This is a genomic window from Yinghuangia soli (assembly GCF_021502675.1).
GTDB classification, from domain to species: Bacteria; Actinomycetota; Actinomycetes; order Streptomycetales; family Streptomycetaceae; genus Yinghuangia; species Yinghuangia soli.
Genome location: NZ_JAKFHA010000015.1, coordinates 1 through 12,895, shown reverse-complemented (window position 1 = coordinate 12,895; position 12,895 = coordinate 1). Strand labels below are relative to the sequence as shown.

Genomic DNA, 12,895 nt, shown 5'->3' with positions numbered 1-12,895 from the left:
CCCAACTCTGCACAAGATACCTTGGGGATACCCCATCAGAATCGGGAAATCGGCGCAGGAACCACAAAGGGAGGCGGTCCGGTGGACGCGCATTCGAAGAAATCGCAGCCGTCCTCGGGGGGTCTGGACGGCACCGACCTGGCGATCCTCGCCGCGCTGGTCGAGGACGGCCGCATGACCAACGCCGCCATCGCGGCCCGGATCGGGGTGGCCGAGTCGACCTGCGCGTACCGGATCCGGGCACTGCGGCAGTCCGGCACCGTCGCGAGCATCACCGCACGGCTCGACCTCGCCGCGCTCGGGCACCCGATCAACGCGATCGTGAAGGTCCGGCTGGGCAGCCACAGCCGCGACCTGGTGCGCGACCTGTACGACAACCTCGTGAAGGTCCCCGGCGCGCTGTCGGTGCTGCACATGGCCGGCGACGACGACTTCCTGCTGCACGTCGCGGTGGAGAGCCCGGAGAGGCTGCGCGACCTGATCCTGGAGCACATCACCGTGCACCCGGTGGTCCGGCAGATCGAGACGCAGCTGGTCTTCGAGGTCCGCGAGGGACGCGGCGTCCTGCGCCGGTAGCCGCCCGGTCGGGGGCATGGCCGGCCCAGGACGCCGCGCGCCCGGGCGGTTCAGTTCCGCTGCGCGGGGACTCCGCCGTCCTCGTCGAGGAAGCCGCCGGACTGGTGGTGCCACAGCTTGGCGTACGTGCCCTGGCGGGCCAGCAGTTCGGCGTGCGTGCCCTGCTCGACGATCTCGCCGTGGTCCAGCACCACGAGCTTGTCCATCTGCGCGACGGTGCTCAGCCGGTGTGCGACGACCAGTGCGGTACGCCCGTCCATGAGCTCCCAGAGGGCCTCCTGGACCAGGACTTCGCTCTCCGAGTCGAGTGCGCTGGTGGCCTCGTCGAGCAGCAGGATCGGGGTGTCGCGCAGGATCGCCCGGGCCAGCGCGACGCGCTGGCGCTGGCCGCCGGACAGCTTGATGCCGCGCTCGCCGACCATGGTGTCGAAGCCGTCCGTGAGGGCCTCGGCGAAGTCGGTGACGTGCGCGGCCCGGGCCGCGCGCATGATGTCGGCATCGCTGGCCCCGGGCTTGGCGAACGCGATGTTCTCGCGCAGCGTCCGGTGGAACATCGCCGGGTCCTGCGGCACGTACGCGATCAGGCTGCGCAGGTCGGTCTGCCGCAGCTTGGCGATGTCCTGGCCGCCGATCAGGATCCGGCCCTCGTCGACGTCCATGAAGCGCAGCAGCAGCCTGGTCAGCGTGCTCTTGCCGCCGCCGGAGCGGCCCACCAGGCCGAGCTTGGAACCGCTCGGCACGGTCAGGTCCAAGCCCGCGAACAGCGGCGGCGCGCCGCCGTGCGCGAACGTCACGGCGTCGAACCGCACGTCGGCCGCGGCCGGGCGCAGCGGTTCGGGGACCGGCGGGTCGACGACCGTGGGCGGTTCGAGGAGGAGTTCGGTGAACTGCGCGGCCTCGGTGAGCGAGCTCTCAAGGCGCCGGTAGATCTGGTTGAACTCGAACATGATCCGGGTGGCGTTGGTGTAGTACGTGAACGCGACGATGGTCGCCTCCACGCCGAGCCCGCCGCCCAGCGTCACGGCGAGCAGCAGCCCGAGGGAGTTCGCGAGCACCGACAGCGGCGCGACGATGGTGTCGATGCGCAGGTTGCCGTAGTCCCAGGAGCGCAGCGACAGCCGGCGGCTCTCCGCGACGCGGGACTTGTGCTCGGCGGCCTCGTGCTCCTCGGCCGCGAAGGCGCGGACCGTCTCCATGTTCATGATGCTGTCCGCGACGTGCCCGGAGACCCGGGCGATCGCGGCCTCGCGCTGGTCGACGAGCTTCTGGCGGCGCCGGATCAGCGGGGCGATGACGAACGCGGTGACGGCCAGCATGCCGACGAGCACGGCGACCAGGATCGGGTTGTAAAACCACAGGATGACGGACGCGAAGCCCAGCGGGATCAGGTTCGCGACGACGGCGAAGGCGAGGGTGTCGACGAACTCCTCGTAGCGCGACGCGAAGCTGAGCACCCGTTTGGTGAGCGAGCCGGCGAAGTTCTCGTGGAAGAACGCCGCGTCCTTGGCGAGGAGTTCGTCCATGCCGAAGATGTAGAGGCGCTCCATGCCCAGGCCGTCGGTGCGGTTGATGCAGTGCAGCCCGACGCGCCAGAAGACCTCGCCGAGCAGGCCCATCGCGGCGAAGCCGGCGACGTACCAGAGCACCGAGTCGCCGCCGTCGGCGAGATGGGCGACGAGCGCGGCGACGAACAGCGGGGCGATGTAGAAGAGGCAGACGTTGCCGATGGCCGGGCACAGCAGTGCCGGCACCGAGAACTTGCGGTTGCGTTTGAGTTCTCTGCCGTAGTGGCGCAGGGCCAGCAGCACGGCGGACTTGCGTTGCGGGGATGCGGATTCGAGGCCCTCGGCAGCGGGCGCGGACACTCGTCCCCCTCACGGTGGTGTGGGATGGCGGTGTGTCCATGCTGCCGCACGGCAACCAAATAGACGATCGATTATCGGGCGCCGGGAACCGGTGGACGTTCCCGCCGCAGCGTCAGCCGAGGCGGGCGATCCCGGCAGGCTCGGCGATCGGCAGGCGGGCGCACCGGCGGCAGGCCCGGGCCGAGCCCGCGACCAGTGCATGTGACGCGGCGGCGAGTGCCCCTGCGCCCGCCACGATCACCCAATCGGCCGACATCAGCGACGTGATGGCCAGGGTGAGTGCCGCCGCGGCCGTGCAGACGCTGGCTGCGGTGCCGGTCCACGCCATGGCCTTGGGGAGCCACTGCGGCGTACCGGCCCGGCGCACGAGGCTGCCGGTGACGGCCAGCGCGATCGCCGCCGCGAAGACCGCGAGGCACGCCGCGGCCGCCAAGTGGACGGCGAGCAGTTGTGCGGCCTGGTGTGCGGGATGCGCGGGCTCTCGGGCGGTGTCCACGAGCAGCCAGGCCCCGGCCAGGAAGGGCGCGGTGCGGACGACGGACCGTGCGGTGTGCCGGGCCTGAGCAACCGTCAGCTCACGCTGGCAGCTCGGCGCGAGGTCGTCCGGGCTGCTGAACTCGTCCAGCGCGTGCTGCAGGGCCTCCTCGCGCCTCAGGCCCTCGTCTTCGTACGCCGCGACGGTGTCCTCGAAGCCCCCGCGGACCTCCTCGACCAGGCGGGCCTTGGCGGCCCGGGGCCCGTGCAGCGCGCCGTCGAGTGCGGCCGCATACCGCGCGACCGGATCCGCACCGGACTCCCCGACGGACTCGGGGACTGACTCGGGGACGGCCGCAACCGCCTTGCGCCGGGACCTCACGTGGCCGGCCTGACGTGCCCGGCCGGATCGAGCACCGAGCCGATCGCGGCGGTGAACTCCCGCCAGGAGGAACGCTCTTCGGCGAGACTCGCGCGCCCCGCGTCGGTCAGGTGGTAGGCGCGGCGGCGGCGCTCGCCGACCGCGTCCCAGTCGCTGCCGAGCAGCCCGACGCGCTCCAGGCGGTTGAGCGCCGGGTAGATCGTGCCGGTCCGCAGATCGAGCACGCCGCCGCTGCGCTCGCGGACCGCCGTGATGATCGCGTAGCCGTGCAGGGGGCCTTGCTCCAGCACCGCGAGCAGCAGCCCGTCGAGGTGCCCGCGCACCGCATCCGCCTTCATGAGTAGGCAGCCTACCTAATCGAGGCGTAGCCGTGCTATCTATTGGCAGCCAACATATCGAGGCATGGAGGAACCCGCGATGACCAAGTTCTTGCTGTCCGTCCACGTACTCGCGGCGATCCTGGCCATCGGCCCCATCGCGGTCGCCGCCTCGGTCTTCCCCCGCTTCGCCGGCCCGGCCGCCGCCGACGAACGCGCCGCCGCGGTGGCCGCGTTCCTGCACCGGATCTGCCGCGGCTACACCTTCGTGGGCATAGCGGTCCCGGTCTTCGGCGTGGGCACCGCCCTGCAACTCGGTGTGCTGGGCGACGCCTGGCTGATCGCCTCCATCATCCTGACCACCGCAGCCGCGGCCTTGCTGGTGGGCGCCATCCTCCCCGCCCAGCAACGCCTCCTCGCCGCGCCCGCACCCTCCCCCGCGGACGCAGCCCCCGAACCCCCGCACACCGCAGCCCGCCTCGGCATGCTGACCGGCACGTTCAACCTGCTGTGGGCAGTGGTAGTCGTCCTGATGATCGTCCGCCCCGGCTCCACCACCGGAGCCTGACGGCCGCGCCGGTCAGCGGCGGTGGACGGTTCGGGGGCCCAGGGGGATCGCGTCGTGGGCGGTGATGCGGGTGCGGAGTTCGCGGTCGGCGGTGATGACGGCGATTCGGCGGTCGGGGGACGCGGTGCGAGCAGCTGCGACGATGCGGACGATTTCGTCGTCTCCGCTGCCGGGTGCGGTGGCGACCGCGACGTCGGGGACGCCGGTCAGGCCGCGGGCGGCGCCTTCGACCACCAGGACGATGTGGAGCGGGCCTTCGGTGGCCCAGGCCGGGGTGCCGGCGGATGCGGCCAGGCCGTCGCTCGCGTAGCGGACAAGGGCATCGCGCAGGCGGGTGGCCGCGCCGAGGCGGTCGCGCCACCAGCCGTCCGGCACCGAGCCGACGACGTTGGCCGCGTCCACCACGAGCAGGGGGTCTTCGTCGCTCACCACCCCAGAACATCACATGGGGCATGAATCGTGCAGCCTGCTGTCCACAGGTTGCGGCTGACGCCACGTCATACGGGCCGGGCCGCACGGTCCGGCATGGAAGCGTGCCTTAACTCTGCCGGAATCGGGCAATGCCCCACGGCCGCGCCCCTCGCAATGATGGCAGGGCGGGCGGCGCACAGCCGACCCGCGGGGGCGATCGGGGAGGGGTATGCCGGGGATGGCGGACGCAGTCTCGCGGACGGGGTGCGCAACCGGGTGGCCTCCCGATGATCCGGGTCGGGGATGATCCGCGTTCGCTAGAGTGCGGGCCGACCGAGGACGGGCGTACCGGGCGAACCGGCCGCGCCGAAACGTTTCTCGGGACGATGCGGCGCCGACCGGCGCCCGCGCGGGAACCGCGCCTGCGGGTTCCCGGGCCGAGACGAAAGGGGGACGGGTCGTGCCCGCTCCGCGTCTGAGCACCACCCCGCTGCCGGGAATCGGCGTCAAGTACGACCTGACCACCCGCGAGCACAAACACCTGTCCGTCGTGGCGCACCGGGACGGCACCCGCACGCTGAACACCTACCGGTCGGACGACCCGGACGCCTGCTCGCTGTCCGTGAAGCTGACCGCGGGCGAGGCGGAGGCGCTGGTCGATGCGCTGATGCCGGCCCACCACAGCCCCAACCTGCTGCACACCACCGGACTCGGCCTGGTCGCCGAGCGCATCGAGATCGCCTCGACGTCGCACTGGAACGGGCGCGTGCTCGGCGACACCCAGATGCGCAGCGCGACCGGCGTCTCCATCGTCGCGGTGCTGCGCCGCACCGACGCCATCCCGTCGCCCGCCCCGGACTTCCGGCTGGCCGGCGGCGACACCCTCATAGTCATCGGCACCCGCGAAGGCGTGGACGCCGCCGCGGCCATCCTGGAAAGGGAGTGAGCGCGTGCACGGAGCTGTCTTCCTGATCGAATTCGGCGGCATCCTCCTCGCCCTCGGCCTGCTCGGCCGCGTCGCGGGACGTATGCGCTTCTCCCCCATCCCCCTCTACCTGCTTGCCGGGCTGGCGTTCGGCACCGGCGGACTGCTGCCGCTGGGCGCCAGCGAGGAGTTCGTGGCCATCGGCGCCGAGATCGGCGTCATCCTGCTCCTGCTGATGCTGGGGCTGGAGTACACCGCGTCCGACCTGGTGACCAACCTGAAGACGCAATACCCGGCCGGCATCGTCGACTTCTGCTTCAACGCGCTGCCCGGTGCGGCGATGGCGCTGCTGCTGGGCTGGGGTCCGGTGGCCGCGGTGGTGCTGGCCGGCGTCACCTGGATCTCGTCGTCCGGTGTGATCGCGAAGGTACTCGGCGACCTGGGCCGCGTGGGCAACCGGGAGACCCCGGTGATCCTGAGCATCCTGGTCCTCGAGGACCTCGCGATGGCGGTCTACCTGCCGATCGTCACCGCGCTGCTGGCCGGCGTCGGCCTGGCGGCGGGCAGCCTGACGCTCGCCATCGCGCTGTCGGTGGCCGGGCTGGTGCTGTTCATCGCGGTGCGCTTCGGGCGGCTGATCTCGCGCTTCGTCTCCAGCGACGACCCGGAGAAGCTCCTCCTGGTGGTACTCGGCCTCACCCTGCTGGTGGCCGGGATCGCGCAGCAGCTGCAAGTGTCGGCCGCGGTCGGCGCGTTCCTGGTCGGCATCGCGCTGTCCGGCGAGGTCGCCGAGGGTACGCACGCACTGCTCAGCCCGCTGCGCGACCTGTTCGCCGCGGTGTTCTTCGTCTTCTTCGGACTGCACACTGACCCGGCCAGCATCCCGCCGGTGCTGCTGCCCGCACTGGCGCTCGCCGTGGTGACCGCGGGCACGAAGATCGCCACCGGTTACTGGGCGGCCCGGCGCGCGGGCATCTCGGTGCGCGGACGCTGGCGGGCCGGCGGCGCGCTGGTCGCGCGCGGCGAGTTCTCCATCGTCATCGCCGGGCTCGCGGTGACCGCGGGCATCGAGCCGGAACTCGGTCCGCTGGCCACGGCGTACGTGCTGATCCTCGTGGTGATCGGTCCGCTGACCGCGCGCTACACCGAGCCGGTCGGGATGGCTTTGTCCGCCCGGTTCCGCAAGCCCGCGCCGGCGCCCGATGCGGCCAGGGCCGCGGCAACTGCGCCTGCCGCCAAGGCCGGCGAGCCGGCCGTGGCCATTCCGGCCCAGGGCCAGGCACCGGCCGAAGCCGAGGCCGACGGGGAACTCGCCCCGCCGCGCTGACCGTGGCCGCCGCACACCCTCTCGCCCCGCGCGTCAGCCGCGCGGGGCGAGTGTGCCGTGCAGGACCAGGTCGGTGAGCGAGTCGACGAGGGCGTCCAGGTCGTCGACGTCGCGGATGCACAGCGCGAAGATCGCCGCGCCCGCGATGGTGTCGAAGAGCGTGTCGGGATCGGTCCCGGGACGCGCCGCCCCGTCCGCGACGGCCTGCGGCAGCAGGTGGGTGAGGCTGCCGCGGGCCGCGGTCTCCAGGCGGGCCGCAAGAATCTGCTGGAGCGCCGGGTCGGAGCGGATCTCGGCCATGAGCCCGGGGATCGCCGCCCGCGTGGCGGGCTCGGCGAACATGTGGACGGCGCCGTGCACCATCGCCGCGACCTCCGCGGCGAAGTCGCCGTCGGGCCGCGGGCGCGCGTCGACGCCCACGAAGACCGCCTCGTGGACGAGGTGCGCCTTGGACGGCCAGCGCCGGTAGATGGCCGGGCGGCTCACCCCCGCGGTGGTGGCGATGAGGTCGATCGAGACCCCGGCGTAGCCATGCCGGATCAGCAGCTCGCGGGTCGCCGCCAGCACATTTTCGTCGATCTGCGGGTCGCGGTGCGGGCCGTGCCGGCGGCGCGCGCGAGCGGGCGGCGTCGTCATCTCCGGCTCTCCACCCTCATTTCCTTGCTTTGGTTAAGTAGCTCGGTTAGCTTGCCACAACGCTTGTCGTTCCAGTGTGTAACGACAAGCGCGTCGACTGATCGGTGCAGTCAGGTTCCGTTCAGTCCGGTTCGACCGACCGAGAGGCTTGGTGGCATGGCCATGGGGAAGTCCGTCGCGGCAGAGGCGTGGGTCGCGGAGCGCACGGGAAAGCCGTCCGAGGTGCTGGTGCGGCGCGCGTTCGAGGTCCGCGAGCCGGGCCCGAACGAAGTCCGGCTCGTCAACGAGGCGTTCTCCCTCAACTTCAACGACATCGACTGCATATACGGCCGCTACGCGACGGTCCCGGTCTCGCCCCCGTTCGTCCCCGGCATGGAGGCGGTCGGCGTGGTCGAGGCGGCCGGCCCGGGCGCCGAGGACCTGATCGGCACGCGCGTCGTCGGCATCCCGACCGGAGCGCTCGGCGGCTACAGCACGCACGTCGTGTGCCCGGTGTCGATGACCCTCCTGGTGCCCGAGCATGTCGCGGGCGAGACCGCGGCGGCGATGCACTACCCGTTCCACCTCTCCTGGCTGGGCCTGTACGAGCGCGGCAAGCTGCAGCGCGACGAGACGCTGCTGGTCACCGCGGCCGCGGGCGGCGTCGGTTCGGCCGCCGTGCAGCTGGGTCGGCTCGCCGGAGCGCGGGTGATCGCCCTCGCGGGCGGCCCCGAGAAGGCCGAGGTATGCCGCGAGCTGGGCGCCGACCTGGCGATCGACTACCGCGCCGAGGGCTGGGTCGAGAAGGTCAACGAATTCACCGGCGGCGACGGCGTGGACGTCGCCTTCGACCTGGTCGGCGGCCAGGTCACCACGGACATCTTCCGGACCATGGGCTTCGGCGGCCGGCACCTGATCGCGGGCTACTCCTCCGGGATCGAGCAGGAGCACAACGCGTCGTTCGACCCGTGGCGCATGGTCTACGGCAACTTCTCCCTGGTCGGCGTCGCCCACCTCTACTCGGACGACCCGGTCGCGCAGTGGCGCCGCACCGGCACCCGGCCCACGCTGCGCAGCCACGGCATCAAGGTGCACGCCGACATCCTGCGCCTGCTGGACGAGGGCAAGATCGCCCCGGTGATCGGCCGCCGGGTCGACTTCGCCGACCTGCCCGACGCGATCGACGCCTTGGAGGCGCGCAACACGCACGGCAAGGTCGTGGTCGGCAACCTGCCTGCGGTGTAGGCGACTTCGCGGCACATCCGGCCTCCGGCCCCGACGTCCCCGTCGGGGCCGGAGCCGTTCCCGGGTCAGAGGTACGACCGGATCAGCCGCGCCAGATGTGTCCCGGCCGCGTCCAGCGGCGCCGTGCTCCGGGTGATCTGGGCCGTCATCTCGGCCCCTTCCAGCGTGCTGACCACCGTGTGCGCGAGCTCGTCCGCGGTCTCCTCGTCGATGCCGGACGCGACCAGCTTGCCGCGCACGATGCCGTGCCAGTTCGCGAAGGCCCGCTCCGCGGCGTCGCGCACCTCCGGGAGCCGGCGGGAACTCGCCAGCGCCGCCGTGGTGACCGGGCAGCCGTCCTGCCAGTCCGACGCGCGCATCCCGTCGGCGAGTTCGCGCGTGCAGGCGGCGATCGCCTCGGCCGGGTCGTCCACCCGCGCCAGCACGCCGCGCAGCAGCTCCGCGAACTCGCGGTCGCCCTCGCCGATCGCCTCGACCGCCAGCTCCAACTTCCCGCCGGGAAAGAAGTGGTAGACCGAGCCCAGCGTCGCCTGGGCCTCCCGGGAGATCTCCTTCAGCCCGGTGCCTTCGTACCCGTGCCGCTGCATGAGCCGGGACGTGGCCTGGACGATGCGCTCCCGGGTGCCGACCTCGTGCTTCGCCTTCATGGGCCCAGAGTACTGGATAGAGCGTTCGTTCTAGTGACGTGCTACGGTCCTGTCACCGGATAGAACGTTCGTTTTAGAACCGAGGAGTGCCATGACCGCGCGATCCGTCACCGTCATCGGCCTGGGCCCCATGGGGCAGGCAATGGCCGCCGCGTACCTCGACCGCGGGTACGAGGTGACCCTGTGGAACCGCACACCCGCCCGCGCCGAGGCCCTCGTGGCACGCGGCGCCCGACTCGCCGCAACCGTCGAAGAGGCCCTGCAGGCCAATGAATTGGCGGTGCTGAGCCTGACCGACTACGCCGCGGTGGACGCGATTCTCGGCCAGGCGCCGCACGCCCTGAAAGGCCGGACCGTCGCCAACCTCACCTCCGACACGCCGGCCCGGGTCCGGGAGGGCGCGGAATGGCTCGCCGTGCACGGCGCCGTCCAGATCACCGGCGGGGTCCAGGTTCCGCCGCCGGGGATCGGCAGCCCGGACTCGGCCACGTACTACAGCGGGCCGGCCGATGCGGTCGAGGCGCACCGCGCCGCCCTCGAAGTCCTCACGTCCGTCGACTACTTGGGCGAGGACTCCGGGCTGGCGGCGCTGTACTACCAGATCGGGATGGACATGTTCTGGACCGGGCTCGTCGGCTACCTGCACGGGCAGGCGGTGGCGCGGGCCAACGGCATCTCGGCCGAGCAGTTCCTCGCCCACGCGGTGAAGACCATGGACTTCAAGTACTTCCTGGAGTTCTACGCACCGCGCATCGATGCGGGCCACCACGAAGGCGACGTCGACAACCTGGCCATGGGCGTGGCGAGCCTGGAGCACGTGGTGCACACCGCGGAGGCGTCCGGTGTCGACGCGTCGCTGCCCACGGCCGTCCTCGACCTGTTCCGCCGCGGCGTCGCGGCGGGCCGGGAGCGCGACAGCCTGACCAGCCTGACGACCCTGCTGGAGCGGTGACGGCAGGGAGCGGCGACAGCAGCGACTAGTGACAGCAGGGAAAGGTGGCAGCAGGGAAATCCGGGTGACCGCCGGGCAGTCCGTGATCTAGGTTTGCCGTATGAATGCGACTCTCCCCCGAAGCGACAGGCGGTGCCCGGTAATCGGCGCGCGCCCGCGGGGCGCGCATTCTTCCGCCGGCCGCCGGTGCAAGGGCCACGGTCGTTGGCCCGATCACGCCGGATCGCCGCGCAGCTGAGCCACGCGCGTCGATAGCCGGGCAGCGACTTCCGCTGCCCGGCTTCGCCGCGTCCGCCTCATGCCCGCGCGTACGGCGTCTCCGTACGCGCATCTCCCCCTGCCTGCCCGGCGATCGAGGGCGCAGTCCGCCATGCCGTCCCCCTTCCGGGGGCGCTGCGGGCTGCCGCCATGCCCGGCACGTTCCCGCATGTCCGCATGCTTATGAGGAAGGCGAACCACCATGACCACGACCGCGCGCAACCTGGCCCGGATCCGGAACATCGGCATCATGGCGCACATCGACGCGGGCAAGACGACCACGACCGAGCGGATCCTCTTCTACACGGGCGTGTCGTACAAGGTCGGCGAGGTGCACGAAGGCACCACGGCGATGGACCACATGCCGCAGGAGCGCGAGCGCGGCATCACCATCACCTCCGCGGCGACCACATGCCATTGGGCGCTGGACGGTGCCGACCACGTCGTCAACATCATCGATACGCCCGGCCACGTGGACTTCACCGTCGAAGTCGAACGCTGCCTGCGCGTGCTGGACGGCGCGGTCGCCGTGTTCGACGGTGTCGCGGGCGTGGAGCCGCAGTCCGAGACGGTGTGGCGGCAGGCCGACCGGTACCACGTGCCGCGGATCTGCTTCGTCAACAAGCTCGACCGGCCGGGCGCGGACTTCCTGCGCTGCGCCGACATGATCGGCACACGCCTGGGTGCGGTCGCGCTCGTCGTCCAGCTCCCGATCGGCGCGGAGGCGGACTTCCGCGGCGTGGTCGACGTGATCGCGCAGCGCGCCTTGGTGTGGCCTGCCGATGCGAAGACCGGGGACGCGTACGAGGTTTCCGGCATCCCGGAGGCGTACGCGGAGGCCGCGGCCGCGGCCCGGGCCGCACTCCTGGAGACCCTCGCCGAGCACGATGAGGAGTTCCTGGAGCTGTACCTGGGCGGCACCGACCCCGCCGAGGCGCAGATCCATGCCGCGGTGCGCCGCGTCACGATCGCGTCCGGCCGCGGGGACGGCGTCACCGTCACGCCCGTCCTGTGCGGGACGGCGTTCAAGAACAAGGGGGTGCAGCCGCTGCTCGACGCCGTCGCACGCTACCTGCCGTCGCCGCTGGACGTGGGCGCGGTGGAGGGCTGCGCCGAGGACGACCCGTCCGCGGCGGTCCTCCGGGCGCCCGCGGACGACGAGCCCTTCGCGGCCCTAGCGTTCAAGGTCGCGAGCGATCGGCACCTCGGCAAGCTCACGTTCGTCCGGGTCTATTCGGGCCGGCTGGACGCGGGCGACCAGGTCCGCAATTCGGTCCAGGGCGCCAAGGAGCGGGTCGGCAAGATCTTCCGCATGCACGCCGACAAGCGCGAGGAGGTGGGGTCCGCGGGCGCGGGCGACATCGTCGCGGTCCAGGGGCTGCGCCGGACCGGCACCGGGGAGACCCTGTGCGACCCGGCGCACCCGGTGGTGCTGGCCGCGATGGACTTCCCGGAGCCGGTCATCGAGATGGCCGTCGAGCCGGCCTCGAAGGCCGACCAGGACAAGCTGGCCGTGGCGCTCGCGGCGCTGGCCGACGAGGACCCGTCGTTCCACGCCCGGACCGACCGGGACACCGGGCAGACCATCGTCGCGGGCATGGGCGAGCTGCACCTGGAGATCCTGGTGGACCGGATGCGGCGCGAGTTCGCGGTGGCCGCGAACGTGGGCCGGCCACGGGTCGCGTACCGCGAGACGCTGCGCGCGGGCGTCGCCCGGCACGACCACACGTACCGCAAGCAGAACGGCGGCAAGGGCCAGTTCGCGAAGGTCCAGATCGCCGTGGAACCGCTGGAGGGAGGAGAGCACTACGAGTTCGTCAACAAGGTCACCGGCGGCCGGGTGCCGCGCGAGTTCATCCCGTCCGTGGACGAGGGCTGCCAGGCCGCGATGGACGCGGGCGTGCTCGCCGGGTATCCACTGACCGGGGTGCGCGTGACGCTGCTCGACGGGGCCTTCCACGACGTCGACTCCTCGGAGACGGCGTTCCGGCTGGCCGGGATGGCCGCGTTCCGGGAGGCGGCCGCGCTGGCCTCGCCGGTGCTGCTGGAACCGGTCATGGCCGTGGAGGTCACCACGCCCGCCGACTACATGGGCGACGTGATCGGCGACCTCAACGCGCGGCGCGGGCACGTCAGGGCGATGGCGGACCGCTCGGGCGCCAAGGTCGTCACCGCGGAGGTCCCGCTCGCCGAGATGTTCGGCTACGTCGGCGATCTGCGCGGCCGCACGTCGGGCCGGGCGAGCTTCACGATGCGGTTCGAGGCGTACGCCGCGGTGCCGCGGCACATCGCGGAAGGGGTGCTGAGCCGCACCCGGTGACGCGGTGAGGCGG

The 12,895-nt window shown here is 71.9% G+C and carries 13 protein-coding genes; 7 read left to right on the top strand and 6 right to left on the bottom strand.

Features of this window, described 5'->3' with window-relative positions; translation table 11 throughout:
- Window positions 1-81: 81 nt before the first annotated feature.
- Window positions 82-576: an Lrp/AsnC family transcriptional regulator gene (locus LZ495_RS23580; RefSeq protein WP_235054852.1), complete on the top strand. Its 495-nt coding sequence runs from the start codon at window positions 82-84 to the stop codon at window positions 574-576.
- Window positions 577-626: 50 nt separating this feature from the next.
- On the opposite strand, the gene LZ495_RS23575 is transcribed toward LZ495_RS23580, so the two are convergent.
- The 3 genes from LZ495_RS23575 to LZ495_RS23565 all read right to left on the bottom strand — a co-directional run bounded on the left by LZ495_RS23575 (window position 627) and on the right by LZ495_RS23565 (window position 3,635).
- Window positions 627-2,384, bottom strand: a complete 1,758-nt coding sequence (locus tag LZ495_RS23575) for an ABC transporter ATP-binding protein (RefSeq protein ID WP_235055015.1) — start codon at window positions 2,382-2,384, stop codon at window positions 627-629.
- A 169-nt stretch (window positions 2,385-2,553) separates the two neighbouring features.
- A complete protein-coding gene (locus tag LZ495_RS23570) occupies window positions 2,554-3,297 on the bottom strand; it encodes a permease prefix domain 1-containing protein (protein ID WP_235054851.1) in 744 nt (247 codons plus the stop codon).
- Window positions 3,294-3,635, bottom strand: a complete 342-nt coding sequence (locus tag LZ495_RS23565) for a PadR family transcriptional regulator (RefSeq protein ID WP_235054850.1) — start codon at window positions 3,633-3,635, stop codon at window positions 3,294-3,296. The genes LZ495_RS23570 and LZ495_RS23565 overlap by 4 nt, the downstream gene beginning before the upstream one ends.
- A 79-nt stretch (window positions 3,636-3,714) precedes the next feature.
- Between LZ495_RS23565 and LZ495_RS23560 the strand changes: the two genes are divergently transcribed.
- Window positions 3,715-4,182 (top strand): DUF2269 family protein, encoded by a 468-nt coding sequence (locus LZ495_RS23560; RefSeq protein ID WP_235054849.1) that lies wholly within the window; start codon window positions 3,715-3,717, stop codon window positions 4,180-4,182.
- 12 nt (window positions 4,183-4,194) lie between these two features.
- Here LZ495_RS23560 and LZ495_RS23555 read toward each other — a convergent pair whose 3' ends face one another.
- Window positions 4,195-4,611 (bottom strand): NTP pyrophosphohydrolase, encoded by a 417-nt coding sequence (locus tag LZ495_RS23555; RefSeq protein WP_235054848.1) that lies wholly within the window; start codon window positions 4,609-4,611, stop codon window positions 4,195-4,197.
- 442 nt (window positions 4,612-5,053) lie between these two features.
- Here LZ495_RS23555 and LZ495_RS23550 point away from each other — a divergent pair, with 442 nt between their 5' ends.
- The gene (locus LZ495_RS23550) at window positions 5,054-5,539 is read left to right on the top strand and encodes a cation:proton antiporter regulatory subunit (protein ID WP_235054847.1); all 486 of its coding nucleotides are present in this window, start codon (window positions 5,054-5,056) and stop codon (window positions 5,537-5,539) included.
- Between the two features lie 4 nt (window positions 5,540-5,543).
- Complete coding sequence (locus tag LZ495_RS23545) at window positions 5,544-6,845, top strand: cation:proton antiporter (protein ID WP_235054846.1); 1,302 nt, start codon at window positions 5,544-5,546, stop codon at window positions 6,843-6,845.
- Window positions 6,846-6,878: 33 nt separating this feature from the next.
- Here LZ495_RS23545 and LZ495_RS23540 read toward each other — a convergent pair whose 3' ends face one another.
- A complete protein-coding gene (locus LZ495_RS23540; protein ID WP_235054845.1) occupies window positions 6,879-7,481 on the bottom strand; it encodes a TetR/AcrR family transcriptional regulator in 603 nt (200 codons plus the stop codon).
- Window positions 7,482-7,637: 156 nt separating this feature from the next.
- On the opposite strand from LZ495_RS23540, the gene LZ495_RS23535 reads away from it, so the two are divergent.
- Window positions 7,638-8,705, top strand: coding sequence for a zinc-binding dehydrogenase (locus LZ495_RS23535; RefSeq protein ID WP_235054844.1), 1,068 nt, complete (start codon window positions 7,638-7,640; stop codon window positions 8,703-8,705).
- A 65-nt stretch (window positions 8,706-8,770) separates the two neighbouring features.
- Here the strand turns inward: LZ495_RS23535 and LZ495_RS23530 are convergent, their stop codons facing one another.
- Window positions 8,771-9,352, bottom strand: a complete 582-nt coding sequence (locus LZ495_RS23530; protein WP_235054843.1) for a TetR/AcrR family transcriptional regulator — start codon at window positions 9,350-9,352, stop codon at window positions 8,771-8,773.
- A gap of 91 nt (window positions 9,353-9,443) precedes the next feature.
- On the opposite strand from LZ495_RS23530, the gene LZ495_RS23525 reads away from it, so the two are divergent.
- Both LZ495_RS23525 and fusA read left to right on the top strand, forming a co-directional pair.
- Window positions 9,444-10,304, top strand: a complete 861-nt coding sequence (locus tag LZ495_RS23525) for an NAD(P)-dependent oxidoreductase (protein WP_235054842.1) — start codon at window positions 9,444-9,446, stop codon at window positions 10,302-10,304.
- A 460-nt stretch (window positions 10,305-10,764) separates the two neighbouring features.
- A complete protein-coding gene (gene fusA, locus LZ495_RS23520; protein WP_235054841.1) occupies window positions 10,765-12,882 on the top strand; it encodes an elongation factor G in 2,118 nt (705 codons plus the stop codon).
- The last annotated feature ends 13 nt before the right edge of the window (window positions 12,883-12,895 follow it).

Excerpts from the sequence above, each read along its gene's own strand:
- LZ495_RS23565 (WP_235054850.1), bottom strand. The coding sequence starts at position 3,635 with ATGAAGGCGGATGCGGTGCGCGGGCACCTCGACGGGCTGCTGCTCGCG.
- LZ495_RS23560 (WP_235054849.1), top strand. The coding sequence starts at position 3,715 with ATGACCAAGTTCTTGCTGTCCGTCCACGTACTCGCGGCGATCCTGGCC.
- LZ495_RS23540 (WP_235054845.1), bottom strand. The coding sequence starts at position 7,481 with ATGACGACGCCGCCCGCTCGCGCGCGCCGCCGGCACGGCCCGCACCGC.
- LZ495_RS23535 (WP_235054844.1), top strand. The coding sequence starts at position 7,638 with ATGGCCATGGGGAAGTCCGTCGCGGCAGAGGCGTGGGTCGCGGAGCGC.
- LZ495_RS23530 (WP_235054843.1), bottom strand. The coding sequence starts at position 9,352 with ATGAAGGCGAAGCACGAGGTCGGCACCCGGGAGCGCATCGTCCAGGCC.
- LZ495_RS23525 (WP_235054842.1), top strand. The coding sequence starts at position 9,444 with ATGACCGCGCGATCCGTCACCGTCATCGGCCTGGGCCCCATGGGGCAG.
- fusA (WP_235054841.1), top strand. The coding sequence starts at position 10,765 with ATGACCACGACCGCGCGCAACCTGGCCCGGATCCGGAACATCGGCATC.